The following is a 24,670-nucleotide window of genomic DNA, read 5'->3' as shown; positions in this document are numbered from 1 at the left end:
TCAGTGGGATACGGCCGGGTCAATGTCGTCTCCGCAGGCGTCTCATACTCCTCACCGCCCGCCATGTACGTGAAGCGCGGCGTTCACAATGGTCCGGATGTCGGGTGGCGTGGCGCATGTCGATCACGCCGAGTTCGCCAGGGGACAGCCACGCGGCCTAACGAGGTCAGACAGGCAGGGTGAACGCAGGGTGCGCACCGTTGAGGTAATAGTCCCCGACATCACGGAGCTGGTGAGCGACGGGCTCGTACAGGGCGTGGGTGCGGGCATTGCGCCAGAAGCGGTCGAAGCCCAGCCGTGAGGACGCGGAGCGGGCGCCGATGATGTCGAGGGCGCGGGCGGTGGACTCCTGCGCAGCCTTGGAGGAGGCGGCTTCGGCCATGGCCACGAGGACCGAGATCTCGGCGTACTCGTCATAGGTCAGGTCCTCGCCGCGTACCAGTCCGCCGTGTACGGCTTCCCGTGCCTGATCGGCGAGCGCGGACGCGGCGCGGGTGAGGACGGTGAGTTCTCCGTAGGCGGTCAGCACCTGCGGGTCCTGGGGGGAGCCGGCCGGGTGGTCAGGGTGCCAGGGGGACGGGCCGGCCCCGCGGTACTCACGGGCCTCGGCCAGAACTCCCTCAGCCATGCCGAGGCGGAGCTGGACGGAGAGGAGCCGCCCGAGCGGAGAGGTCAGGGCGGCCAGGGGCGACAGGACGGCCTCGTCCACGGTCAGGGAGCCGAGTACGTCGTCGGCGGCGACCGGTACACCGTCGAATTCCAGGCTCCCGCCGGCGGCGAGCCGCTGGCCGAACGTGTCGGCGTCGCCGTGGATCCCCACGCCGTGACGGGAGGGATCCACGAGAACGGCGAGTGATTCGCCGGTGCCCGCCCGCACGGCCCGCACGGCGAGCCGGTCGGCGACCAGGACCCCGGTGGGGTGACTCTGCCGGCCGTCGAGCGCATAGCCGCCGGCTGTTCTGGTCAGTGTCAGAGGCCGATGGGCGTAACCACCACCCCAGCACCACTGCTCGGCCGCGGACTTCTGCTCGATCTCAGCGGTGTGGGCGGGCTCGGTGAAGAACCGGACACTCCACGACAGCAGGTAGTGACAGCTCAGCAGTTGAGCGATCGCGCCGTCAGCTGCGGCGATCGTCCGGACGGCGGCGTAGGCGGTGGGCCAGTCCGCGCCGCCTCCCCCGAGCCCGGCCGGTATGAGGAGCGTCAGCAGTCCCGCCTCGCGCAGCCGGGACACCTCGTCGAAGGGGGCCTTGCCTGCCTGCTCCCTGGCCACCGCGTCCGTGGCCAGGTCGTCCGCCGTCTCGCGGGCCACGCGCAGCCAGTGCGCACGGCCGGGCCCGGTCCGGTCGGATTCCGAGCCGGAGCGGCCGGACGGTGCGGTGGCAACGCCCATGGCAGGGCTCTCCTCAAGGTCGGTGGCAGAGTGAGGTGTGGGAGCTCTCGGGCTGTTCGGGCACGTACTTGTAGCCCACGCGCCGCACGGTGACGATACGGTGCCGGTGGGCGGTGCCCAGCTTGCGGCGCAGGCGCGCGATGTGGACGTCCACGGTCCGTCCGTCGCCGATGTGGTCGTATCCCCAGATGTCGGCCATCAACCGCTCGCGGGAATGCACCTGGTGCGGCTGCTGTACGAGATGGACCAGTAGCCCGAACTCCAGGTAGGTGAGGTCCAGTTCACGGCCGTCCACCTCGGCGAGACGCCGCGTGGGGTCGACGCGGACGACACCGTCTCGCGCCTCCGCCTGCTGCACGGGAGGCGCGGCCGTGTAGGCGACCGGCCGGATGTCCGGCCGCGTCACGTCCTCGGCGAAGAGCTGGGCGGGATCGGTGCCCTGGGGGACCAGCACGAGGTAGCCGACGAGGGGAGCGGAACCGTTTCCCTCGTCGCCGGTGTGCGCGGTGTCGCCCACGAGCCGCAGACGGCGCATGTCGGTGAGCGGTGAGTCCGCTGCGGTGGCCTGGGCCGGAAGTGCCGTGGTCATGGCGGTCGTCCTTCAGAAGATGTCGGGCCGTCAGGGGAGGTGCCGGAACGCACCTGATCGCCTGGGATGAGAGAGAAGGAGCGGACTGGCACGCGCAAGGTGTGAGTCGCGTGCCCTACGCGCTACAGCAGGCGGCGCTGACGACGTGACCAAAGTCGACATGCCGACGACGAGTGAGTCGTTGCTGCGTGGGGGACATGAGGCCATCCTGCGCGGCCGCGGGACGGGCCGTCAATACTTCCCTAGTAAAACGATGGGAAATATAGGGAACATGCCGGTGGATGGACTCACCGCTCATCCCTCACCGGCCACCGTCGGCCGTCGGGCGGGCCCCGGGCGCGGTCGTCCTCTCCAGCCGGACACGACGTGCGGCCGGTACGGCCTGCACTTCGCCGCCAACTACCACGTCAGCCCGGCCACCGTACTGGAGGCGGCCGAGGGTTATCGCGCCGCGTTCCAGCCGTCCGACCACCTCGACAAGCCCTACGTCAGTGTCTCCGCCGACGTGTAGTCGCGGAGGACGACGAGAGCGCCCGCGAACTGGCCATCGGCTACGGCCCGTGGCCCCGCAGCATCCGCACCGCAGAAGGGGCCATCCCCTTCCCGACACCGGGGCAGGCCCGCGCCCACGCCTGGACCGAAGCCGACCGGGCACTGGTGGCCGACCGCGTCGACACCCGGTTCGTCGGCTCTCCGGGGCGTGTCGCCGACGAGCTCGAACACCTTGGGAGGCCACCGGCGTCGACGCCTGGCAGAAGAGTGGCAACGCCGATGAGCCGATCGAGCCGGACTCCACCGGTATCCCGCTGCTCAGACCACGGGGAGAAGGAGGTGACGTGCCGGGCTCCGCCGCACACATCGTCGAGGAGTTTCTTGTCGAGTTGTTCGGTCTCCGTCTCCAGAGAACAGTCGAGTCCCTGGTCGACCTGTTGGATGCGGGTGATCGCAAGGTGGAGTCCATGCCGCTTCCCGGCGGCGTGTTCGAGGCGGCACCAGTCGCGGTCCTGCCGGTGGGGCTCGGCCCACGGCAGGGCGGCGCCTCCGAACGGCTTGCCGCGCACCAGACCCCGCCGCCTACCTCGGCGTCCTGTGCCACCGCTCCGCGTGACCCCGTAAGGCGCCCGCCCGCCGCTGGGTACTCCTCAGGGGGCTCCGCCCTGCGCAACGGCACGAGCAACGTTCCGTACGCCACGTCCAAGGCGGCCCTGTTCCAGGAGTGCCGTTCGGTCGCCGTCGACTACGGGCGTCAGGGAGTGCGAGCCAACATCGTGTGCCCGAGCTGGGTGCGCAGCGAGATGGCCGACCGTCGCATGACGCGCTTCGCCGAGGAGGCGGACTTGGAAGGCGGCGGAGCCGGGGCCGCCTACGAGGAAGTGACCAGGCTGCTGCCACTGGGGCGACCGGGTGAGCCGCGCGAGATCGCCGAGGCCTTCGACTTCACGTCGCCCCTCGCGGCAGCTAGCTCCCCGACCGACCACCACCGCCCGGCTCCGAAACTACCGGTCCTGTGCCTTGAACCAGCGGACCGCAGCGATGCCGAGTCCCAGAAGAGCCATGATCGTAAGGAGCATGCTGATCACCGCTCCAGCGTCCATCGTTCCGAACATGTGCGACTCCCTCATCAGTGCCCGCAGCCGCTTCCTGGCCTCACTCGGGCGTCCGCGTGGGATGACCATGACATGCCCTCCGGCCATCTCGGCGTTGGACGTCGAAGTCTTGAGGCTCTTCTGAGCAAACCCGAGTCCTGACCACCAGCGTTTCACGTAAGCAGGGCCTGGCTTCGGGTGAGTCAGTCCCCGCACGCGGACAGAGTCGGCCACAGAAGACACGGCGGACCGGGCCTGCGAAGCTCCGGCGGGCGCTGAACACCGGCGGAACTACAGGTCGCAAACCTTGCAGGCAACACTCGCCCCACCGCCGCTGGTCCCGCCGCGGCAACGACCCGAACACATCGACAACGATGGCCGAGGTGGCTGTTCGTCATCAATCCCTGGAACCGTAACGCGGGAAGCTACTGGACCGCCGGGATGTCCGGCAGGGCGAGGTAGTCCGACCACGAGATCTTGCGGCCGATGAAGCGCGGCTGCTCGAAGGGCCAGTCGGCGGTGATCCATTGTGGTACCAGTGTGTTGAGGGCCTGCTCGACCGTGGTGTCCACCAACTCGTCCACCACCCACCAGGAGACCTCAGCGTCTGCACCGGTCTTCTCTGGTGGGTCGATGTAGACGCAACCGAGGAGAGCTGTCTCCGCCGCGTCGAACAGTGCGTAGTTGAACGACTGGTGTGCGGCTATTTCCTTCTCGTGCCGCAACAGGTCGGCCTGGTCGGCCTCGTAGGTCATGGTGGCTGCGGGCCAGCCCCAGGCCGGGCCGAAGATGGTCCACAGCCGCTCACGCGAACCCATCACGGCCGGATAGTCGAGCGGGGCGTCCGCCTCCCGGATCGGCCGCAGGTGATGATCACCGCCCGGCAGCGGGACCAGAACGGGATGGACGAAGTCATCGGGAAGCCAGCTCATGGGGCCCGACCGTAGCAGCGCGCGGCCGTTCGATCCCCTGGGTTTCCTCTGTGGACCGCCGAGCCCAACAAAGCTGACGTCTTCCTCGCCTGGCTGCCGCGGTCAGTACGAGCCGACGGTGATCGAGCAACCGGCACCGGCGCTGATGTCGGGACGGCTTCCGTGGCCCTGCTCCGCGAGAAGCTCGGCGGTGAGGAAGGCGACCTGCGACTCGTGGTCTTCTTGACGCAGCTCAGGTCGTCGGGCGCAGCCCGCCCACCAACCGTCCGTCGTGAACACGGTGCCTCGGAGGCCGCCCCGCCTCCGAGGCACACCCCTTGCGCCACGCCGGAGTAGCGCGCGACCCGTACGAGCAGCGCCACGACGGATGCCGCGGCGGGGGAGGCGCGCTGCGCCCGCACCCGCCGCCGGGTTGTCGAAAGATCACCTTCACAATCCGGCAACGAAGCTGTCATGGGGCACTGGGAATCGGCCCCTCTGGGGCCGGTTTGGCCCAGTCATGACTGTAGGAGTGGCTATCGACGCGGCGAACGCCGCCAACCAGATCGACGCCAGTGTGCGACTCGCCAGGGAGGCGGCGGAAGCCGGGTTGAGGTCGGTCTGGTTCGGCCAGCACTTCGGCGCCGACTCACCCCAGCTCGCCGCGCTCGTCGGACGTGTGGTGCCGGACCTGCACGTGGGCACGTCTGCCATCCCCGTCTTCGGACGACACCCGCTCACCGTCGCCGGCCAGGCCCTCACGGCGTAGGCGGCCACGCACGGCCGGTACCACCTCGGACTCGCGCTCGGCACCGCGTTGCTCACCGAGCGCGGCTTCGGCATCCCGTACGAGCGGCCCATCCGCGGACTGCGTGAGTTCCTCACCGTCGTACGACAGGTGACCGACACCGGGACGGCCGAGTTCCACGGAGAGCTGCTCACCGCTACCACCCCGGTGCCCGCACGTGTGCCGGGAGCGGAAACCAGGGTCCCGCTCCTGGTCGCCGCGATGGGACCCCAGGCGCTGAGGGCCAGCGGTGAATTCGCGGACGGAATCCTCCCGTATCTGGCCGGCCCCCGAGCCCTCGCCGAGCACATCGTCCCGGCCGTCACCGCGGCGGCCGAGTCCGCCGGCCGCCCGGCACCCCGCATCGTCGCGCTCGTGCCCGGCGTCGTCACCGACGACGCGGCCGCGGCACGCGAGAAGGCCGGTGAACAGCTCGCCTTCTACGAGCAGTTCCCGTCCTACGCCCGCGTCATCGAACTCTCCGGTGGACGGCGGGCGGTCGACGTCGCGGTGATCGGCGACGAGTCGGCCGTCGCCGCCGAGGTCCGGCGTTACAGGGACGCGGGGGCGACGGAGGTGGTGTTCACCACGACGGACCTCACGGGCGACGCCGACCGGCGCCGGACCTGGGAACTCCTCGGCAGTACGGGATGACCGAGGCACGCGCCCGCTGCGTGCTGTACGTCGGATCAGGTTGGCCGGTCGTGAGCGGGCGGGCCGGCACCGCCGATGAGGCGAGGCGCCGCGCCCGGGCCGGCGCTGAACGCCGGGACGTGGGCCGCCCTTGGTCAGCCGGCTGAGTCGGTCTTCTCTTCGCGGGTGCGCGGCCCAGTGGCCGGCGTACCGGTCCAGCTGGCGAGGAGGCCGAGGGCTTCGGCGGAGGGGGAGGCGGGTTCGGGGGTGTAGACGGTGAGGGTCTGTTCGGGGTCGCCTTCGACGGCCATGACCAGGTAATCGAGGGTGAGGTCGCCGACAAGCGGGTGGTGGAGGCGTTTGGTGCCGGTGGTGTGGGCTTGGACGTCGTGGTCGGCCCACATGCGGCGGAAAGTGTCGCTGTGCAGGGACAGCTCCCCGATCAGTTCGGTGAGCTGTGGGTCGTCGGCGTGGCGTCCGGCGTACAGGCGCAGCATGGCCAGGCAGTCGCCGGCGACCCGCTCCCAGTCGGCGTACAGGGTGCGTGCGGCCTCGTCGAGGAAGACGAAGCGGGCGAAGTTGCGTTCGCGGCGGGGCCGGGCTTCGAAGTCGGTGTAAAGGGCGTGGGCGAGCCGGTTGGCGGCCAGGACGTCGGTGCGTCGTCCCTGGACGACGGCGGGGACGCTGAGAGCGTCCAGGGTCCGGTACAGGACCGGGTGGACTCTCTGCGGGGCGAGGGGGCGACGGCGGCGGGTCCGGGGGGTGGTGGGTTGGGCGAGGTCGAAGAGGTGGGCGCGTTCGGTGTCGTCCAGGTGTAGGGCGCGGGCGACGGCCTCCAGGACGGTTTCGGAGACGCCCTGGGTGCGGCCCCGCTCCAGACGGATGTAGTAGTCGACGCTGACGCCGGCGAGCTGGGCGACTTCCTCACGGCGCAGTCCCGGTACGCGGCGGGGGCCGCCGTGCGGGGCGAGGCCGGCCTGTTCGGGGGTGATCCGGGCCCGGCGGGTGCGCAGGAACTCGCGGATCTCGCTGCTGCGGTCCATGGGTCCACCGTACGACGGTACCCGGCAGGTCAGCGTGCTGAAGGGGGTACTGGCAGACCCCCGGAAGAGCGGTGCCCTTTTGAGCGGTCCACGGGGCGTTCGCGGGTGGTTGCCTGGATAGCGGGCCCGGTGCACGGCACTGATCATTCGAGCACTACGCGCCGTAACCGTCGGCACGAGACTGTGCCTGCCGCTGCCCTCCCCTCACGTCGTACGTCTGGAAAAGAGGACACCCCCATGGCTTCGAAACTGACCGGCACCGTCGCACTCGTCACCGGCGCGAGCAGCGGTATCGGCGCCGCCACTGCCCGGCGGCTCGCTGAGCAGGGCGTCTCGGTGGCGCTCGTGGCGCGCCGCAAGGACCGCCTGGACGCTCTTGCCGCCGAGATCGAGCAGGCGAGTGGCACCGCCGCGGTGGTGGAAGCGGACATCACCGACCGCGTGCAGGCCGAGGACGCCGTACAGCAGGTCTTCGACCGGTTCGGACGGCTGGACATCCTGGTGAACAACGCCGGCTTGATGCTCCTGGGCCCCGTAGAAGGCGCGGACGCCGAGGAGTGGGACCGCATGATCGCCGTCAACGTCCGGGGCTTGCTCTACACCACCCGCGCCGCCCTGCCGCACCTGCTCAAGGCCGCCGAACAGGACCCACGCCAGGTCGCCGACATCGTCAACATCGGCTCTGTCGCCGGCCGTGTGGCCAGCCGGGGCTTCGGCGTCTACAACGCCACCAAGTTCGGCGTGCACGCCTTCACCGAGTCCCTGCGCCAGGAAGTCACCCAGCGCCACGTGCGCGTCGGCGTACTGGAGCCGGGCGCCGTGGAGAGCGAACTGGGCACGCACAACAAGCCCGAGGTCCGCGGCGAGCTGATCGACCCCTACTTCGAGGAGACCGAAGTCCTGGCCGCCGAGGACATCGCCGACGGCGTCGCCTACATGGTCACCCGTCCCCGCCACGCCGCTGTCGGCGAACTGTGGCTCATGCCCACCGAACAGGCATGAGCCCCTCCAACGCCGCACAGCCTGGCCGGTACGACCCGCCGACTCCCCCAACCCACCGGGCCCCGCCTACGAACCCCAAAGGAATCCCTCATGAGCAAGGTCATCTTCGTCACTGGTGCCGGACGCGGTCTGGGCACGGACATCGTCCGCCAGGCCCTCGCGGCCGGGCACCAGGTTGTCGCCACCGGCCGCCGCCCCGAGGAGGTCGAGAAGACCCTGGGCGGCCCGCAGGACAACCTGCTGGTCACCAAGCTGGACGTCACCAGCCTCGACGACGCGCACGCGGCCGCACAGGCCGCCGTCGACTGGTTCGGCCGCATCGACGTCCTGATCAACAACGCTGGGAACTTCTTCGCCGGCTACTTCGAGGAGATCTCCCCGGAGCACATGCGTCGGCAGATCGAGACCAACCTCTTCGGCCCGATGAACGTCACCCGCGCCGTCCTGCCCGTCATGCGCGCCCAACGCGACGGCCACGTCATCACCCTCTCCTCGCTCGCCGGTCAGGTCGGCACGGAGTTCACCTCCGCCTACGCGGCCTCCAAGTTCGCCGTCGAGGGCTGGATGGAAGCCCTGCACCACGACATCAAGCCGTACGACATCCGCACCACGATCGTCGAGCCCGGCTACTTCCGCACCGAGCTGCTCGTGGACGCCTCCACGACATGGCCCGAGCCGACCATCGACGACTACGCCGAGCGCACCACCGCCACGGTCGAAGCCTGGAAGAGCATCAACGGACAGCAGCCCGGAGACCCCGCGCAGCTCGCCAATGCCCTGCTGGCCGTCGCCGGCCAGGACCAGCCGCCGCTGCGCTTCGTCGCCGGCGCCGACGCCATCGAGGGCGTCACCGCCAAGGCCCAGGAGCTTCTCGCACAGGTCGAAGCCTCGCGTGAGCTGGGCGGCAACCTCGGCTACGACGACGCTGCCTGAGCGGCAGTACCACCAGCGTCTGACCTCTACCCCGAGCAATGATCAAGGGCAGGTGCCATGGCACACGTCACCAAGTCTCCCACCATGCATGCCCCGGCCGACCGGTTCACCGGCGACGTTTACCTCACCATGATCGAGCCGCCGTCCGAACCGTCCAGGCTGACCGCCGCCCTGGTCCGCTTCACCCCCGGCGCCCGCACCAACTGGCACTCCCACGCCCTGGGCCAGGTCCTGCACATCACCGACGGCGTCGGCCTGGTCGGCACCCGCGACGGCACTGTCGTACGCGTCAGCGTCGGCGAGACGGTCAGGTGCCCGGCCGGCGAGGAGCACTGGCACGGGGCCACCGACACCAACCTCATGGCCCACATCGCCCTTGTGGTCGGTGACGGCAACGGCGACGGCACCACCTGGCTGGAGCCCGTCACCGACCAGCAGTACGCGGAAGCCCTCACCAGCCACCGCTGACCAGTCCGCCTGCCCGGCGTCTCCCTCGCACCTCGGCGTGCCGGGAGGCGGCGGGCAGTCCTGCTCCGTACGGAACTCGAGCCTCTCCGACGATGCAGGCGGAGCTACTTGTATTCGCCTGCACCTTCATCTCGCCGTCCGACGAGGGAATAGCGCACGCACCACCCTGCGCTTGACCGGCCCCACGACCGCCTTGCCGCAGAGCGCGCCTACCGCGCCGTCGCCGCCTTCCTCGCTTGGAGCGCTCGGCGAGGGTGTCCTCCTCCGTGGTGGCCACTCGGCCTCCTGACCGCCACTTCCTGGCGGGCCGAACCCCAGCGGCCAAGGGCGACGGTGGCCGAAGGCGAGGGTGAACAGGACCACCATCGCCATGACGGTGTCGTCGCCGCTGCCCGGATGACCGACGACGACACCGAAGACCAGCGTGATCAGCCACATCTCAGCCGCCACCCGGGACCGGCTGCGCAGCGCGACCCGGGTCACGACGATCAGGTGGCCGGGGAACCCGGCGACCGTCCAGGGATACGCGCCGTCGAAGCCGACCAGGTCGATGATCACGGCGCACGAGCTGATCGCCATGGACGGTCGGAACGCCGCGACGGGCCTGGAGAGTGTCAGCAGGACTGGGCCGGCGGCCAGGACGACCACACCGTGCGGCAGCCACGTGCCGTACGGCCGCAGCCGCTTCGGTATCAGGCGGATCACCCGGTGGTCGCCGACCGGTTCGAGGGCGCGTTCGCGTTCCGGCCGCTGTCGCCGCTGTCGCCGCTGTCGCCGCTGTCGCCGCTGTCGGCGCTGTCGCCACTGTCGGCTGCGAGGCCCGGATGATCCGCGGTGGATGTGGCGCGCTGCGCGGTGGAGGCGCCATGAGGCTCTGAGCTGTCTCGTCCACGCAGACGACGGTGTCCGTTCCTGCGCGACGTCCGCCGGGCACCTTCAGGCGGCGGCCTGTTGCACCGCGGCCCGCCCACGCACCACGCGCCGTCCGCGCGCGAGCACGGTGGCTCCCGGGTTGCCCACGTTCCAGGCCGCGCCCTTGCAGATGAGCTCCTTGTAGCGCGCCGCCGTCCGGCCTGTCAGGACCCGCTCCACCGAGGTGTCGTCGGCGGTCACGAACTGGATCAGGCCGTCCCCGCGCCCCAGAGAGATGCACTGGTTGAAGTAGCGCAGCGGCACCTTGGGCTGCTTGCGACCGGTCAGCTCCGACACGATCGCGTCCGCGGCCTGCCAGGCCATCGGGGTGCCGGTGGCGCAGGACATCCGCAGCGGCTTGTCCTTGGCGCCCATCGCGTAGCCCGCGTCTCCCACCGCGTACACGTCCGGGTGCGAGACCGAGCGCATCATCGCGTCGACGACGATCTGCCCGCCCTCGGTGACCTGAAGACCGCTGGCCTCAGCGATCGGGTGGGTGGCGAAGCCGGTGGTCCACACGGTCACGTCGGCCGCGATCGCCTCTCCGTCCGCGGTCTTCACCTGGTCAGCCTCGACGGCGGCGACGACGGTGTGCTCGTACGCGGTGACGCCGAGCCGGCCGAAGACCTTGCGCAGGTGCGCGGCGCCCTTGCGGCTCAGCCAGTCACCCAGCTCACCGCGGGCGGCGAGGGCGACGTCGAGGTCGGGGCGGCTCTCGGCGATCTCGGTCACGGCCTCGACGCCGGTGAGCCCGCCGCCGACGACCAGGACCTTCCGGCCGGGCGCGAGCGCTGCGAGCCGCGCCCGCAGCCTCAGCGCACCGGTCCGGCTCGCCACCTCGTGGGCGTGCTCGACGGCGCCCTGCACGCCGTGGTCGTTCCAGCGGCTGCCGAGCGCGTAGACGAGCGTGTCGTACCCGAGCTCCTCCTCGCCCGCCGTACCGGTCACGGCCACGGCCTTGCGGTCCACGTCCACTGCGGTCACCTTCGCGATCTTCAGTTCCACGCCGGAGCCGGCGAAGATCGCGTCGAAGGGGCGGTGCTTGAGGTCCTGGCCGACGGCCAGCTGGTGGTTGCGGACTCGCTCGACGAAGTCCGGCTGGTCGTTGACGAGGGTGAGAGCGACATCCTCGCGGTGCAGCCGCTTGACGAGGCGGCCTGCTGCGGCCGCTCCGGCGTAGCCGGCGCCGAGGACGACGATGCGGTGCTTGCGGATACCGGTCATTTTCTGCCCCTGCCTGTCAGTCCCCGAGCTCTCGGATCGGGGCCCGCCTTCGCGGTTTCGCGGTTACGCCCGTTGAACCGGGCAGCCCCCGGATTCCTGACAGACAGCGGAAGTGACCTACATCACACCTTTCCGGGTGCGGTCACCAGACCTCCAGGACCAGCGGTTCCCCGTGCTCGGACGCGGCCCAGGCCTCCGTGACCCGCTCCAGCTTGTCCGGGTTGACCTGGCTGCGGACGGCGACGATGCCTTCCTCGGTGCGCTCCAGGCACATGACCCCGAAGACTCGCCCCTCGACCACGATGACGAGGGCCGGGGAGCCGTTGGCCGTGGTGGCATAGGCCTGTGGTGCGCCGCCGAGCAGGCGGCGCTTGCTGTCGGCGGGCTTGAACATTCCGCGCAGGAAGGTGGCCACGGCCAGGGCGCCCTCGAACGGCGTGGCCTTCGCCGGGACCTTCCCGCCGCCGTCACCGATCGCGATGGCGTCGGAGGTCAGAAGCTTCACGAGCGGCTCGGTCCGTCCGCTGGTCGCGGCCGCGAGGAACTCCTCGACGATCCGCTTCGCCGCCGCCTTGTCGATCTCGGTGCGCGCCTTGCCGGCCTTCTCCTCCGCGAGGCGCTTCTTCGCCCGGCTGAACGTCTGCTGGCTGGCGGCCTCGCTGATCTCGAGGATCTCGGCGATCTCCCGGTGCCCGTACGCGAAGGCTTCCTTGAGCACGTACACCGCGCGCTCGTTGGGGGAAAGCCGCTCCATGAGCGTCAGGACGGCGTACGAGACCGACTCGCGCTGCTCGGCCGTGTCCGCCGGGCCGAGCATCCGATCGCCTTCGAGCAGCGGCTCGGGCAGCCACTGCCCGACGTAGGTCTCGCGCCGGGCGCGGGCCGAGGTCAGCTGGTTGAGGCAGAGGTTGGTGAGCACCTTGGTCAGCCAGGCCTCGGGAACCTCGATCCGTTCGACATCGGCCGCCTGCCAGCGCAGATACGTCTCCTGCACGAGGTCCTCGGCCTCGCCCGCGGAGCCGAGCATGCGGTAGGCGATGGCTTCGAGGCGCGGGCGCGCGGCCTCGAAGCGGTCCACGTCGGTCATCGTCAGCGGCATGGCACCGATCCTAACGACGGGGCTGGACACGGACCTGTGAGCGGGCCCGGGCGCAGGTGCTTGCGCGGGCTTGTGCGGTGGTTCGTGCGCGGGCTTGTGCGCGCGCCTGGCGGCCGGGTCAGGGAGCCATTTGGGCGATCTCCTCCGCGACGACCGCGCAGGCGTCTGCGTGGAGGAGGTCGATGAGCGAAAAGGGGGCAATGCCCTCGCGGTGTACAAGACGTTCACGTCCTCGCGGCCCTGCAATACGGCCGTGGCGATCCCGATGGGCCGCAGGGCGGCAGGACCGGTGAGCGCGGCACGCTCGGGTCAAGGGAAACGGGGGTGCGTCGGGTCGGTGAGCCCGGAGAGCATGGCGGCGTGGCTGATCTGCCGTGGGAGGACGTGAGTGCCTTCCTGATCCGGACTTGACGGGGGCATTGCCGGACGTGCGTGTCCCGAAAGCCTCGGTGGAGGACTGGCAGGCGGCCCTCCATCCGGTCGCGGAGAAGGGCTGGAAGGCCAGCACTCCGAGGGAGAGGCGGTGCTTCCGGTGCCTCGGGCGGAGGTCGTGCTGTCTCGCCCGGCAGATGCAGAGTGCCCGGGCCGGTACCGCTGGCTTCGATGATGAACAGGTAGCGACCAGGAAGTCGATGCGCCGGTCCTTGTGCGGGGGCAACCGCGCGAGGTGAGGAATCGTCCAATGGCCCGTCAGGGGACGGGTGGCGTGTAGTTGCACATGCCGTAGCGGTATGTGGTGTCGTCGAGGGCACCACAGCACGAAAGGCACTGTCTGCGATGTACCCCTCAGCCACGCCTCCCCGCGAGGTCAAGATCGGCGATGCCGCCGCCTTCGTCGGGACCACCCCGCGCGCCATTCGCCACTACCACCAGATCGGTCTGCTGCCGGAGCCCGAGCGGGGCGGGGACGGGCGCCGCCGCTACGGCTACGACGACATGATTCGCCTGCTGTGGATCCGCAAAATGTCCGAGGCCGGCATCAGCCTCGACGACATGCGGGCAGCCTTCGACGAAGCCCGAGACGTGGAGGACGTCCTGGGCCGACTGGAGGAGACCCTGGCCGTCCAGGAGGCCGACATCAAGCGTCAACGCGCGGCGGTCCAGCGCCTGCGGAGGGTGGGCAGCCCACTGGGCTTGCTGTCCCCGCTGGTCACGGACCGGCTCAGCCACCTGCCCTCCGGCGCCCTACGCCCCGGCGACCTGGACACGCTGCTGGTCACGGAACGGATCTTCGGGCCGCTGGGAGCCGCGGTCCAGGCCAGCGTGTTCATCACCCTGGCGACCCATCCCGGCCTACGGGCCGAGGCGGACCGCCTCGACGCTGCCGACGCCGCCCTCGATGACACCGTCGACCCCTACGACCCGCAGGTCGAGGAACTCGCCGAGCAGCACTTCGCTCACCACACGGCCCTGCTCCAGGCCATCGAAGCGGCCGGACTGGACGTGGCCGAGGAGAAACTCTTCGAGATCCATGAGGCCGGGACGAGCGGCGAAGAGGACGCCCGTATGAGTGCCTTCGACGCGGTGGGCAAGATGCCCTACGGCTTCTCCGCCGCCCGGACGCGATGCGTGGAACTGACGGCACAGCTCCTTGGCGGGGACCCTTCCGCAGGCAGCTGACCTGGCGGGCGGTGTCGCCGAGGGGCTGGTCGTCGCGGACGAAGGACCTGGCGAGCATGGTGACCGGGCCGGCCGGTGAGTGCCGCACCCGCGCTCACCGCCCCCTCCCGCCGTGCCGCAGGCCCAGGCACAACTCAGTACGATTGACGCATAGTTGGTGGGAAACGCGGTCGTCAAGGGGGGCACCTCCGGCAAACCGGCAGCCGAAGTGGGCTACTCGACCGCGGCGCGCGCTCGTGGGCGGGGAGCGGCCTCGCGCGCTCCGGAGGCACTCACCGGCCGGGCCTTTGAGAGCTTCGAAGCTGACGGGCTGGAACGTCTCGGGCTCCTTCACCAGGGGGACGACCTGGCATCGTGCCGGGTTGCACAGAAGAGCCGCTACGACTTCCACACCCTCCTGCCCGCGGCACCGTCCCCGGGGAGTGCGGCACGAGTGAGGCCCTCAGTGAGCAGCGGACCGCTCCCGAAGGCCAGGGCGACACGGCACCACCCGCCTGGCGCACGGTGGAGGCATGGTCGGGCGGGTGTGCCGCTGCGCGTGCTTGTCCTGAATCCACTCGGTCGCCCCGCCCTGACGTGGTCTTCCCGCGCTTGTTCCTCATGTACAGGTCCTCGAATGAGGACGGCACCAGACGGGAGGGAAGCGGCAGCGTTCAGAGCGTGGGGTTCTCGGCGTCGGCCAGCATGTTCTCGATGAGGTCGGCAGCGCGCGGGGTGCCGCCCTCGGCCCGGCCGGCGGCCCGCAACTGCTCGGACCGGCTGATTCGTTCCGGGTCCGTGAGCAGGTCGTTCAGCGCCGCGCGGAGGGTCTCGGCGGTGGCGTCGGCGGTGTCGACACGGCGGGCGACGCCGAGTTCCACGAGCCGGTCCGCGTTCATGAACTGTTCGGCTCCCTGCGGCACGGCGATCATGGGAACGCCGGCGAGGAGCCCTTCGCCGCAGCCGCCCATACCGGCGTGGGTGACGAAGGCGTCGGCCTGCTCCAGGATCGCCCGCTGGGGGACCCAGGAGTGCACCTCGACATTGGGCGGGATGGTGCCGAGTTCCTCGGGGTCGGTGTACTTGCCGATCTGGAGTACGACATGCCAGCCGGGCAGCTCGCCGAAGGCGGCGACGCACTGGCGGTAGAACGCGGGTTGGCGTGTGTACGCCGAGCCGAGCGAGATCAGCAGCACGTTGTCCGCACCGACCGGGCGGGTCCAGCCGTCGGTGTCCTTGCGCGTGTCGAAGCAGGGGCCGACGAAGGTCACCGTGGCGGTGTCGACTCGATCGGCGTGCGGCTGCATCGCGCGCGGGATCAGCGCGAGGGCCCGGGCGGGCGGGCCGGAGAACGTGTCCACGTCCGTGGTGGCCGCCCCGCAGTCGGCGAGCCATCGTGCGAACCTGTCCCGGTACGCGTCGGCGCCCGGCAGCTGTCGCAGATGCGCCGCGACTTCCTCCTGGTAGCCGTCCCAGCCGACGAACGTCGGGGACAGCTGTACGAGGGGACGGCCCTGCGCTTCGGCGAGGGCGCGCGCGGCATAGGCGCCGATGTCGTAGAGGTACAGGTCGGCCGGATCGTCGTCGTAGGCGGCACGCAGTTGCGGGAGCGCCTGGACGGCGTCCTCGAGGAAGAGGCTCGCCGCGGCGATGGGATCGGCGGGCCAGTCGTTGTCCGCGACGGGCAGCGTGGAGGTGCAGGGCACCAGCTCCGCGCCGGTGGATTCGATCCGGTCGGCCACGAACGGGTCGTTGGCGTAGGTGACCCGGTGCCCGCGGTCCACCAGCTCGCGGATGAGCGCGAGACTGGGCAGGACATGGCTGACGATGGGGATGCCGACCATGGCGATGTGGGCGCGGCGACGGGACACGGTGATCACTCGTTTCTGGCGCGGGCCGGGTGCGGGCGGAGTGGCGAGAACGCGCTCTCAGGGCCGGTCGATCTGCGCGCCGGCCTGCTCCAGGTCGGCGACGGTCCCTGACATGATCGTCCGAACGTGCCTGGTGATGTGCTGTACGGGCCAGTCCCACCACGCCACGGCAAGGAGGCGGGCGATGTCCGCTGCGTCGTAGCGGGTGCGGATGAGCCGGGCCGGGTTGCCGCCGACGATGCCGTAGTCGGGGACGTCGCCGGTGACCACGGCGCCGGCGGCGATGATCGCGCCGTGACCGATGCGTACACCGGGCATGACCGTGGCGCCGTGGCCGAACCACACGTCGTTGCCGACGACCGTGTCGCCGCGGCCGGGCAGGCCGGTGATCAGGTCGAAGTGCTCCGCCCAGGAGCCCCCTATGGTGGGGAACGGAAAGGTGGAAGGACCGTCCATGCGGTGGTTGGCGCCGTTCATGAGGAACCGGACACCCGTCCCCAGCGCGCAGTACTTGCCGATGACAAGCCGCTCGGGACCGTAGTGGTAAAGGACGTTGCGCGTCTCGAACGCCGTCGCGTCATCAGGATCGTCGTAGTAGGAGAAGTCACCGATCTCGATCAGCGGCGACTCCACGAGCGGCTTGAGCAGAACCACGCGCGGGTGCTCGGGCATCGGGTGGAGCACGGTGGGGTCAGCGGGAACGGGCGGCATGGCGGAGGCGGTTCCTCTCCCGAGAGTGCAGAGCGACAACTGTCGCATTAGGATGCTGGCACAGCCCTGCCGCCCTGATCAACCGGATACAGACTGCTGATGACAGACCCACTGGACACGACGACGGACCGCCGCCCGGGCGGTCGCACCGCCCGCGTCCGCGCCCAGGTGCTCGACGCGGTGCGCGTCGAACTCGCCGAACGCGGTCACGAAGGACTCACGATGGAGGGAGTCGCGACGCGGGCCGGAGTGCACCGTGCCACGGTCTACCGGCGTTGGCGCGATGTCGGGGGCCTGCTCGTCGACGTCATCGCCGCCGCCGGTGAGATCGACTGGCAGCCGCCGGACACCGGCTCGCTGCGCGGCGATCTGACCGCCCTCAACCACGAGATCCAGGAGTCCCTGGTCGTACGGCCGTCGCTCGCCGTCGCCCTGATGGCCGCCTCGTTCCACTCCGAACAGGCCGCGCGGGCCCAGACACAGCTGTGGGCGGACCGGTACGCGCAGTGCGAGATCCTCGTCGAGCGCGCCATCGAGCGCGGTGAACTCCCCGCACAGCACACGGACGCGCGAAGCCTGCTGATCGCCGCCACGGCGCCGCTCTACCACCAACTGGTACTCCTACGTGCCCATCCGGACCCGCAGCTCCCGGAACGAGCCGCGCAGGCAGCAGTCCTGGCGGCTGCCGCGGGTGCTTTCTGCGAACGCCGGGAAGAGGGCGTGTGATCAACGAGGCAGGGAGCGAACGCACGCACAGTCAAGAGCGCGACAGGACCTCGATCGCGGTCCGGCTTCTTTCCAGGCCGGAAGTCCGGGCCGGCCAGGTTCGCGGCGGTGCGGGCTGTTCAGACCGGTGCCGCGGTAGCCGCCGTTGGCGACGCCTGTCGTGCTGCCGACGGCGGCCTTCGCGCCGGATGACTCCCGCGGGTGGGTACCAGGGTTCCGTCCACGATCAGTACGGCCTCCCAGCGGAACCGCTTGCGCGGCAGTGGCGCGAACGACGGGCCGAGGTAGTCGATGATGCGGTCGGCTGCGGGCTTCGAGATGCCGAGCAACGGAGCTGGCTGCCTGAGGGCCGGATACGTCCGCCAGTACGCAGCCCGAAGCAACACCCGGTCCTTCCGCCCCACCGCCTTCTTTTACGGGGCAACCCTTCAGAGCCTTGGGCTACCCCATGACCCCGCGGGCCGCGTCGAGGAACGCCGACCGGTTGCCCTCCAGTAGTCCCGCACGCTCTCACCGTCGGGCAAGCCTTGCCACACGGTCCTGTTGAGGTCGAGAAAGTGCGCGTGTGCGGCGTCGTGCACGGTCAGGGGGAACTGGATACGGAGAAGCCGATCCGCGACCCACAGCCTGTTCATGACGTCCTGGGTCGTGAGGTACCAGTCATCGGTGTCCTCCTGCTCGGACGGCCGGGTATAGGCGCAGCGTTCCGCCTCTGCCGGGACCTCGACGAACCGCTCCAGCAGCGCCAGCCGTTCCGCGCGGCGGGTCTCCGACAAAGCGATCCGCTGCCGTTGCTGTTCGACACGTTCGGCTGACCGCTGAGTCCTGTGCTGGACGAGGTAGGACAACACGCCGCCGAGGACAACGCCGCCCAACGATATGAGGGATACCCAGACCTGACCTGCCTGTCGACAGGCCACTGGATGATCAGAGTGTGGTCTGCCGTGGAACAATGTGTCGGGAGGAACACAAGTGGGGGTGTGATGCGGCGGGGACAGGTGACGACACTCTGTGCCCTCGTGGTGGTTCTTGCGCCCACCATCACTGGGTGCTTCGCACGTTACGGGGCCTGTCCTGGGGAAGACGGCCGCCCCGATGACCTGGCCAGTGGCGACTTGGTCGGCACTTACCGGAACCCGTCAGGAAGCTCGGTAACGCTGCGGGGCGATGGCTCCTTCACGACAGTGGCTTGGCCTGCCGACCTCGACGATGCAACGGGACCCCTTGACCGGAGAAGGGGCAGTGGGCGGTGGGTACTCACCGGCGGCGCTCGCAACGATTTCGACGTTTCGCTTCTCCTTCCACGAGATCAACGACTATGAGGGCGATCCGGGCAGTTACGGGTCCGGGCTTGACATCTGCGGCAACCGTGAAGATCCACGACTGTTTGCGTGGATCGGTGACCCTGACGACTGCACCAACATGAGCATCTTCAGTAGGGAGTCGCTTGCTCAGGAAGCCCTGCCGGTCAGCCGGTTCCCGGCCATGGCGCGGGCCGGAGCAGTTCTGTGACGCGCTCGGACCGAGACCCGGGCTGGGGCGTATTGCGGAGAATGCCGACCGCGGACTACAACGATGTCTGATTGCCGCCAGCAATCTCGTGCTGTGAGGCTCATGCTTGCGGCATGACGATGTCATCCACTGCGGAGTCAGCAGCAGTTCTCACCGGCATGTATGCGGCTGAGGCGAAGTACCTGGCGGCGGGAGGCCCTGGCGAGGCTTCGTTCGACCTGCTCGCCCCCTTCTTCGCGCCGGATGTCGAGCTGCATCAAGCAGATTCGCTGCCCTATGGCGGCACTTGGTGTGGGCACAAGGGCATGACGCAGTTCTTCCTCATGATGGGAGAGGTGTGGGAGTCGTTCGACATGGTGGAGCAGGAGTTTCTTGCGACTGGTGAGACAGCGGTCGTACTCACACAGGTCCGTGCTCGCGCTCGCGCGACCGGCCGTGAACTCAGCTTCCCGATTCTGCAAGCGATCACGATCAAGGACGGGCGGATCACCGAGGTCCGTCCGTTCTACTACGACACCAAAGCTATCGCCGAGGCCTGCGCAAGTCCGGCGTCGACAGACTGAGGTCGACCTGTGTGGCCGGGCCCGGTGCGGTGTCGGGTGGTCGCGGTCGGGCCGGGCGGCCAGCCTGTGCAGAGGGCTTGCACACTGGGCCCACCGGGCCGCTTACGGGTGGCGTGTGCGTCCATTGACTGTTGCGGCCGGGTGGGTGACAGGTGGCCGGACGGCGTCGCGGCGCCGTCTTGGAGCAGCTCGGTCATGGGCGCGGCCAGGACGGACACGTCGCGCAGGAACACAGCTGGTGACCGCTTTGCGGCGGCGGTGAGGCGCCCTTCGAGGTGAGTCGTCTCTGGGCGCAACCACCCTCGGGAAGGGGGGCAGGCCCCGCCATGCAGATCCACACCGTACGGCCGACGAGGCACCCGCGTGCATGGAGCACCGGGTCGACCTTCTGCCGGCGGGTCTGCCTCCCTGACCTCGGCTGACCGGCACAGATGCGTGGCCACTGCCGCGTGCGCCGTTCCTCGAGGGCTGGGGTCGCACCGGAAGCGACGCGCTCGTCCAGGGCGAGTGGGGTACTGAACGGGGGGAAGCGTGCTGCGGCGATACGCTCTGGAGGGTGACCCAGCAATCGATACCCGGTGAGCGGCGGCCCGCGAACGACGGGCGCAGAGTGGCTGCCCGCAACCGGGCCGCTCTCGTGGCCGCCGCACGTGAAATCTATGCGGAGCAGGGACTCGACGCCCCGTTGTCCGCGATCGCGCGGCGTGCCGGGGTGGGGCAGGGCGTGCTGTACCGCCACTTCCCCGACCGGTCAGCCGTCGCGTCCGCCGTCCTGGAGGAGAACGTCCGTCAGATCGAGCAGGCAGCGGCAGTTCCGGACGTGGACCTTGCCGAGGTCCTCGGGGTGCTGACCTGGCATCAGGCCGAGTCGGCGGCCTTCATCAGCATCCTGCACGCCGACGGGGCGGCCGACGGTGTCGGCGTGCCTGCGTTTGCTGCGGCACTGTCCGAACGGGTCGAACGGGCTCTGCGGGCGCACCTCCCGGACGGTCACCGACTGGCCACGACGAAGGGTGACCTCATGATCGCCGTGGCCATGGTCTCGGGCGCCGTCACCGGCCCCAACCGGGAGCAGCGGGAGCGCCGCGCGATGGCGGCGTGGCGGCTGCTGGGCGTGGACGTGGGGCCGGTGCGCCCGTTCACGGGATGAGGAGGGCGGTCAGCCGCCGTTGGACTGGCGGATGCCGTCCGCCAGTGCCTGGAAGGTGTACAGGTACCCGCCGGCGGGCCCGCTGACCGTCATGTAGGCCTTGGTCCCCCCGGGCGTGATGGCGACGTTGGTCGCGGATTCCAGGCCTTCGGCGGCGTGTGCGGGGATCTCCACGGTCGCCAGGCGCTCACCGTGCCGGTCGTACACCGCCATGGCGGGGCGACCGTGCAGAGCCTGGTAGAGGTTGCCGTCCGCGTCCACGGCGATCGAGTCGGTCTGGGCGATGCCGCCGTCCACCCGGATGCCCGTGTGCTGTGAGGCGACGCCGCCCTTGCCGTCGAGGAGCAGGTAGGAGACGCGGTTCTGGGTGAGTTCGCTGACCCACAGGCCACGGTACTCGGAGTCGAAGGAGATGCCGTTCGGTGCCGCCATGCCGTCCGCCAGGACGGTGGCGTTCTTCCCCTCGCGGTCGATCCGCACCACGCGTCCGATCGCCTTCCCCTCCGACATGCCGCGCGAGTCGCTGACGTACAGGTTGCCGTCCTCGTCGAAGGCGAGGTCGTCGGGGTTCATCGCCGCTCCGTCGACCTGGCCGGAGAAGAACGTCCGCGGGTCGCTGCCGTCGGGAGCCAGGCTGACGATCTCGCCGTGGGAGAAGTCGGTGAGGTAGATGCGCCCGTCGTGAGGGCTGAACTGGGCCGAGGTGTAGGTGCCGCGGTCGTCGGTGTGGACCTGGCGTGACGTCTTCTTCTTCACGTCGATGCGCAGGACCTTGGGCTTGCCGGCCGGTGCGGTGACGTCGACGACGAGCAGTTTCCCGTCCGCGTCGAAGGTCGGACCCTCCAGCAGGGTCATGCCGGTCTGGGGATGCACCTTCGTCAGCTGCATCAGCTTCTGGGCGCGGATGCTCCGGTCCGCTTCGGTGCCGCCCACGTGCTGCGAGCCGCCGCTGCCCCGGGTGTCCGTACCGCAGCCGGTGAGGACCAGCAGACCGATCGCGGCGAGCCCGGTGAGGGATCGGATCGGGAGTCGTTGCATGGGGGGTTCACTCTTCCTGTCCGAAAGTTTGCGGAAGCTGTCCGCATCGCAACCGGACAGTGTTGTCCGGGTCTTGTTACGGTAGTGCATGCTGGCTCAAGTCCGCCGCCCCCGTGCGTCTTTGGCGGACCGAGCGGCTTCCTCGCACCGAACCGGAAGACAGAGGTCCCCCCACATGACGTACTCGGATGCACTTTCCTCCGAGGCACTGACCGAGCTGAGGCGCCGCTACCGCCAGGAGCGGGAGCGGCGCGTACGCCCCGACGGCACGCGGCAGTACCTGCCCGCCGACGCTCGGTTCGGCTATTACGCCGATGACCCCTACGCCTCGGAGGTGCAGGAACGCGAACCTCTGCGGGACCGTGTGGACGTGGCCGTGATCGGTGGCGGATTCGGTGGCATCCTGGCGGGCGCGCGGCTGCGTCAGCAGGGGGTCGAGCGGGTCCGCGTCCTGGAGAAGGGCGGTGACTTCGGCGGTACCTGGTACTGGAACCGCTACCCGGGAATCCACTGCGACGTCGAATCCCACGTGTACCTGCCGATGCTCGACGAGACCGGGTACGTGCCGGAGTGGAAGTACTCGCCGGGGGAGGAGATCCGCCGCCACGCGGTACGGATGGCGGAGAAGTTCGACCTCTACGCGGATGCCCTGTTCTCCACCTCCGTCACTTCTCTGACCTGGGACGACAGCTCCGAGGCCTGGATCGTGTCGACCGACCGGGGTGACAAGTTCCGGGCCACGTACGTCATCACGGCGACGGGCACCCTCTCCGAACTCAAGCTTCCCGGCATCCCCGGGATCGAGAAGTTCGAGGGGCACACCTTCCACACCTCGCGCTGGGACTACGGCTACACCGGGGGCACCCCGGACGGCGGTCTCACCGGGCTCGCGGGCAAGCGGGTGGGCGTCGTGGGCACCGGTGCCACCGGCGTCCAGGTCGTTCCGAAGCTGGCCGAGGACGCAGGGCACGTCTACGTCTTCCAGCGCACCCCTTCGTCGGTCGACGTGCGTGACAACCGCCGTACCACCGCGCGGGACGTCGGTGCCGACCACGACGGCTGGGCCCGCGAGCGCCGGGACAACTTCCTGCGCATCGTCTCCGGCGAGACCGTGGAGCACGACCTGGTGGCGGACCAGTGGACCGCCACGGCCGGCCTGCTGGAGAAGCTGCTGCCGGGCTTCCGTCGTCCGGCCGACCGGCAGGCGTTCGAAGCGGCCTACGAGGTCGCGGACGCCGCGAAGATGAACGAGGTACGGGCGCGCGTCGAGCGGATCGTCGCCGACGCGGACACGGCGGAGAAGCTCAAGCCCTGGTACCGGTACGCGTGCAAGCGGCCGACGTTCTCCGACGCCTACCTCCAGGCGTTCAACCGCGACAACGTCACCCTCGTCGACACCGCGGACACGCACGGCATCGAGCGGATGACCGAGCACGGGGTGGTGGTGGGCGGCACCGAGTACGCGCTCGACTGCCTGGTCTTCGCCACCGGCTTCTCCGTCGGGGTCTCCGGCATCCACTCCGGGAAGCTGTCGGTCCGCGGCCGGGACGGCGTCGAGCTGTTGCACGCGCTGAAGGAACGCGGACCGCGCTCCCTGCACGGGTTCACCAGCAACGGCTTCCCCAACCTGATCCAGTTGGGGGCCACGCAGAGTGCCAGCAGCGTCAACTTCACCCACGTACTCGACGAACACGCGGTTCACGCGGCGGCTCTCGTCGCGGCAGCCGAAGCCGAGGGGGCCGTCATCGAGCCGTCCCGTGAGGCCGAGGACGCCTGGCTCGCGGTCCTCGCCGAGGGCGCGCCCGACCACGAGTGGTTCCATGCCGAGTGCACACCCGGGTACTACAACGGCGAGGGACGTGGCCGGCCGAACGGGCCGATCGCCTACCCCCACGGGGCGGCCGCCTTCCACGACCTCCTGGAGCAGTGGCGTGAGACATCCATGAGTGAGGTCCTCCGGGTCGGCGGGCCTGCCTGAGCCCACGGCACGGACACGATGCGGTGCGGGGCCCGGCTGCGTGAGCCGGGCCCCGCACGGTTCCTCACCGCGACACGTCGTCGGGCGAGGTGGGGGAGCAGCCGTCAGACGGCGGACCAGCCGTCGTCGACGGGCAGGATCGCGCCGTTGATGTTGCTCGCGGCGTCCGAGGCGAGGAACAGGATCGCGGCCGCCTGCTCCTCCGGCTGCGACACGCGGCCGAGGTTCACGAAGTGCGGGCCGATCGCCGCCGGTCCGTGCGCCGTGCGGTCGGCCTCGACCGCGATGGCGGTGGCGGTGCCGCCGGGGCATATCGCGTTGGCGCGGATGCCGTTCTTGCGGTACATCACCGCCAGCGACTTCGTCAGGCCCACCACACCGTGCTTGGAAGCCGTGTAGGCGGCACCCGCCGCGCTGCCCCGCAGGGCGGCCTCGGACGCGGTGTTCACGATGGCACCGCGGCCGGCGGCGAGCATGTGGGGCAGCACCGCGCGGGAGAGCAGGAACGGCGCGGTCAGGTTGACCCGGATGACCCGCTCCCACTCGGCGTCACTCACGTCGGCCGGCGCCGACATGCTGTCCATGATCCCGGCGTTGTTGACCAGGACGTGTACGCCCCCGAACCGCTCCACCGCCGTCGCCGTCACCCGATCGACGACTCCCTGCACGCTCAGGTCGCCCGTGACGGCGACCGCCGTGCCGCCCGCCTGCTCGATCTCCCCGACGACCGCTTCGGCCCCGTCGGCGTTGAGGTCCGCCACCACGACGCGGTCACCCTGCGCGGCGAAAGCGAGCGCGGCCGCGCGCCCGATACCGGAGCCGCCTCCGGTGACGATCACGCTGCGACCGTTCAGATCGTCGGTCATGAAGTACTCCATCCAGGACGTGCTGACGCGGGGGACCCATGTCACGCCGCACCGCCAGCCTACCTGTTTATGTCTC

At 69.9% G+C, this 24,670-nt stretch carries 22 protein-coding genes and 6 pseudogenes; 14 read left to right on the top strand and 14 right to left on the bottom strand.

Translation table 11 applies throughout. From position 1 onward, the window contains the following. Window positions 1-166 precede the first annotated feature (166 nt). Entirely contained in the window at window positions 167-1,393 is a 1,227-nt protein-coding gene (locus ACGF5T_RS16995) for an acyl-CoA dehydrogenase family protein (RefSeq protein WP_366767022.1), read from the bottom strand. A gap of 13 nt (window positions 1,394-1,406) precedes the next feature. Next, window positions 1,407-1,982 carry a winged helix-turn-helix domain-containing protein gene (locus ACGF5T_RS16990; RefSeq protein WP_366767021.1) on the bottom strand — a complete coding sequence of 192 codons (576 nt, stop codon included), beginning with the start codon at window positions 1,980-1,982 and terminating at the stop codon, window positions 1,407-1,409. 301 nt (window positions 1,983-2,283) lie between these two features. On the opposite strand from ACGF5T_RS16990, the pseudogene ACGF5T_RS16985 reads away from it, so the two are divergent. Further along, window positions 2,284-2,728: pseudogene (locus ACGF5T_RS16985) on the top strand (LLM class flavin-dependent oxidoreductase); the annotation flags it as partial. 90 nt (window positions 2,729-2,818) lie between these two features. Continuing rightward, complete coding sequence (locus ACGF5T_RS16980; protein ID WP_366767020.1) at window positions 2,819-3,730, top strand: SDR family oxidoreductase; 912 nt, start codon at window positions 2,819-2,821, stop codon at window positions 3,728-3,730. Between the two features lie 263 nt (window positions 3,731-3,993). Here the strand turns inward: ACGF5T_RS16980 and ACGF5T_RS16975 are convergent, their stop codons facing one another. Continuing rightward, window positions 3,994-4,500: an N-acetyltransferase gene (locus tag ACGF5T_RS16975; protein ID WP_361013488.1), complete on the bottom strand. Its 507-nt coding sequence runs from the start codon at window positions 4,498-4,500 to the stop codon at window positions 3,994-3,996. 102 nt (window positions 4,501-4,602) lie between these two features. Beyond that, a complete protein-coding gene (locus ACGF5T_RS16970; RefSeq protein ID WP_361013490.1) occupies window positions 4,603-4,779 on the bottom strand; it encodes a hypothetical protein in 177 nt (58 codons plus the stop codon). A gap of 220 nt (window positions 4,780-4,999) precedes the next feature. Between ACGF5T_RS16970 and ACGF5T_RS16965 the strand changes: the two are divergent. Beyond that, a pseudogene (locus tag ACGF5T_RS16965) lies at window positions 5,000-5,920 on the top strand (TIGR03564 family F420-dependent LLM class oxidoreductase). Window positions 5,921-6,054: 134 nt separating this feature from the next. Here the strand turns inward: ACGF5T_RS16965 and ACGF5T_RS16960 are convergent. After that, window positions 6,055-6,942, bottom strand: coding sequence for a helix-turn-helix transcriptional regulator (locus ACGF5T_RS16960; protein WP_361013493.1), 888 nt, complete (start codon window positions 6,940-6,942; stop codon window positions 6,055-6,057). Window positions 6,943-7,179: 237 nt separating this feature from the next. Between ACGF5T_RS16960 and ACGF5T_RS16955 the strand changes: the two genes are divergently transcribed. The 3 genes from ACGF5T_RS16955 (at window position 7,180) to ACGF5T_RS16945 (ending at window position 9,345) form a co-directional block, all read left to right on the top strand. Further along, window positions 7,180-7,944, top strand: coding sequence for an SDR family NAD(P)-dependent oxidoreductase (locus ACGF5T_RS16955; protein ID WP_356609943.1), 765 nt, complete (start codon window positions 7,180-7,182; stop codon window positions 7,942-7,944). A gap of 90 nt (window positions 7,945-8,034) precedes the next feature. Further along, window positions 8,035-8,877 (top strand): SDR family oxidoreductase, encoded by an 843-nt coding sequence (locus ACGF5T_RS16950; RefSeq protein WP_356609941.1) that lies wholly within the window; start codon window positions 8,035-8,037, stop codon window positions 8,875-8,877. Window positions 8,878-8,934: 57 nt separating this feature from the next. Beyond that, on the top strand, window positions 8,935-9,345 hold the full coding sequence (locus ACGF5T_RS16945; protein ID WP_366767019.1) for a cupin domain-containing protein: 411 nt from the start codon (window positions 8,935-8,937) through the stop codon (window positions 9,343-9,345). Between the two features lie 126 nt (window positions 9,346-9,471). On the opposite strand, the gene ACGF5T_RS16940 is transcribed toward ACGF5T_RS16945, so the two are convergent. The 3 genes from ACGF5T_RS16940 to sigJ all read right to left on the bottom strand — a co-directional run bounded on the left by ACGF5T_RS16940 (window position 9,472) and on the right by sigJ (window position 12,580). Continuing rightward, window positions 9,472-9,924 (bottom strand): hypothetical protein, encoded by a 453-nt coding sequence (locus ACGF5T_RS16940; protein ID WP_366767018.1) that lies wholly within the window; start codon window positions 9,922-9,924, stop codon window positions 9,472-9,474. 357 nt (window positions 9,925-10,281) lie between these two features. Next, the gene (locus ACGF5T_RS16935) at window positions 10,282-11,481 is read right to left on the bottom strand and encodes an FAD-dependent oxidoreductase (protein ID WP_361013506.1); all 1,200 of its coding nucleotides are present in this window, start codon (window positions 11,479-11,481) and stop codon (window positions 10,282-10,284) included. A gap of 142 nt (window positions 11,482-11,623) precedes the next feature. Then, window positions 11,624-12,580 carry an RNA polymerase sigma factor SigJ gene (gene sigJ / locus ACGF5T_RS16930; RefSeq protein WP_366767017.1) on the bottom strand — a complete coding sequence of 319 codons (957 nt, stop codon included), beginning with the start codon at window positions 12,578-12,580 and terminating at the stop codon, window positions 11,624-11,626. Window positions 12,581-12,940: 360 nt separating this feature from the next. On the opposite strand from sigJ, the pseudogene ACGF5T_RS16925 reads away from it, so the two are divergent. The 3 genes and pseudogenes from ACGF5T_RS16925 to ACGF5T_RS16915 all read left to right on the top strand — a co-directional run. After that, window positions 12,941-13,178 (top strand): annotated as a pseudogene (locus ACGF5T_RS16925) (hypothetical protein); the annotation flags it as partial. A 179-nt stretch (window positions 13,179-13,357) separates the two neighbouring features. Then, a complete protein-coding gene (locus tag ACGF5T_RS16920; RefSeq protein ID WP_366767016.1) occupies window positions 13,358-14,200 on the top strand; it encodes a MerR family transcriptional regulator in 843 nt (280 codons plus the stop codon). Between the two features lie 154 nt (window positions 14,201-14,354). Next, a pseudogene (locus ACGF5T_RS16915) lies at window positions 14,355-14,612 on the top strand (GNAT family N-acetyltransferase); the annotation flags it as partial. Window positions 14,613-14,853: 241 nt separating this feature from the next. Here ACGF5T_RS16915 and ACGF5T_RS16910 read toward each other — a convergent pair. Together ACGF5T_RS16910 and ACGF5T_RS16905 are read right to left on the bottom strand one after the other, a co-directional pair. Further along, complete coding sequence (locus ACGF5T_RS16910; protein WP_392888389.1) at window positions 14,854-16,023, bottom strand: macrolide family glycosyltransferase; 1,170 nt, start codon at window positions 16,021-16,023, stop codon at window positions 14,854-14,856. A gap of 84 nt (window positions 16,024-16,107) precedes the next feature. Beyond that, window positions 16,108-16,761, bottom strand: a complete 654-nt coding sequence (locus ACGF5T_RS16905; protein WP_366767015.1) for a CatB-related O-acetyltransferase — start codon at window positions 16,759-16,761, stop codon at window positions 16,108-16,110. Window positions 16,762-16,860: 99 nt separating this feature from the next. Between ACGF5T_RS16905 and ACGF5T_RS16900 the strand changes: the two genes are divergently transcribed. Then, the gene (locus tag ACGF5T_RS16900) at window positions 16,861-17,487 is read left to right on the top strand and encodes a TetR/AcrR family transcriptional regulator (protein ID WP_361013521.1); all 627 of its coding nucleotides are present in this window, start codon (window positions 16,861-16,863) and stop codon (window positions 17,485-17,487) included. Window positions 17,488-17,538: 51 nt separating this feature from the next. Here ACGF5T_RS16900 and ACGF5T_RS16895 read toward each other — a convergent pair. Together ACGF5T_RS16895 and ACGF5T_RS16890 are read right to left on the bottom strand one after the other, a co-directional pair. Then, a pseudogene (locus ACGF5T_RS16895) lies at window positions 17,539-17,882 on the bottom strand (IS5/IS1182 family transposase); the annotation flags it as partial. Between the two features lie 46 nt (window positions 17,883-17,928). Then, window positions 17,929-18,362 (bottom strand): annotated as a pseudogene (locus ACGF5T_RS16890) (hypothetical protein). Window positions 18,363-18,654: 292 nt separating this feature from the next. On the opposite strand from ACGF5T_RS16890, the gene ACGF5T_RS16885 reads away from it, so the two are divergent. From ACGF5T_RS16885 to ACGF5T_RS16875, 3 genes are all read left to right on the top strand, one after another. Next, window positions 18,655-18,999 (top strand): hypothetical protein, encoded by a 345-nt coding sequence (locus tag ACGF5T_RS16885; RefSeq protein WP_366767014.1) that lies wholly within the window; start codon window positions 18,655-18,657, stop codon window positions 18,997-18,999. Window positions 19,000-19,112: 113 nt separating this feature from the next. Further along, window positions 19,113-19,562 carry a nuclear transport factor 2 family protein gene (locus tag ACGF5T_RS16880; protein ID WP_366767013.1) on the top strand — a complete coding sequence of 150 codons (450 nt, stop codon included), beginning with the start codon at window positions 19,113-19,115 and terminating at the stop codon, window positions 19,560-19,562. Window positions 19,563-20,118: 556 nt separating this feature from the next. Next, the gene (locus ACGF5T_RS16875) at window positions 20,119-20,712 is read left to right on the top strand and encodes a helix-turn-helix domain-containing protein (protein ID WP_356609917.1); all 594 of its coding nucleotides are present in this window, start codon (window positions 20,119-20,121) and stop codon (window positions 20,710-20,712) included. Between the two features lie 9 nt (window positions 20,713-20,721). Here ACGF5T_RS16875 and ACGF5T_RS16870 read toward each other — a convergent pair whose 3' ends face one another. Beyond that, window positions 20,722-21,750 (bottom strand): SMP-30/gluconolactonase/LRE family protein, encoded by a 1,029-nt coding sequence (locus ACGF5T_RS16870; protein WP_361013531.1) that lies wholly within the window; start codon window positions 21,748-21,750, stop codon window positions 20,722-20,724. A gap of 175 nt (window positions 21,751-21,925) precedes the next feature. Between ACGF5T_RS16870 and ACGF5T_RS16865 the strand changes: the two genes are divergently transcribed. After that, complete coding sequence (locus tag ACGF5T_RS16865) at window positions 21,926-23,728, top strand: NAD(P)/FAD-dependent oxidoreductase (protein WP_366767012.1); 1,803 nt, start codon at window positions 21,926-21,928, stop codon at window positions 23,726-23,728. A gap of 104 nt (window positions 23,729-23,832) precedes the next feature. Here ACGF5T_RS16865 and ACGF5T_RS16860 read toward each other — a convergent pair whose 3' ends face one another. Next, window positions 23,833-24,594, bottom strand: a complete 762-nt coding sequence (locus tag ACGF5T_RS16860; RefSeq protein WP_356609911.1) for an SDR family NAD(P)-dependent oxidoreductase — start codon at window positions 24,592-24,594, stop codon at window positions 23,833-23,835. Between the last annotated feature and the right edge of the window lie 76 nt (window positions 24,595-24,670).

This window comes from Streptomyces sp. NPDC047853 (assembly GCF_043204535.1).
Classification (GTDB): Bacteria; Actinomycetota; Actinomycetes; order Streptomycetales; family Streptomycetaceae; genus Streptomyces.
This window is presented reverse-complemented; position numbering and strand designations above follow the sequence as displayed.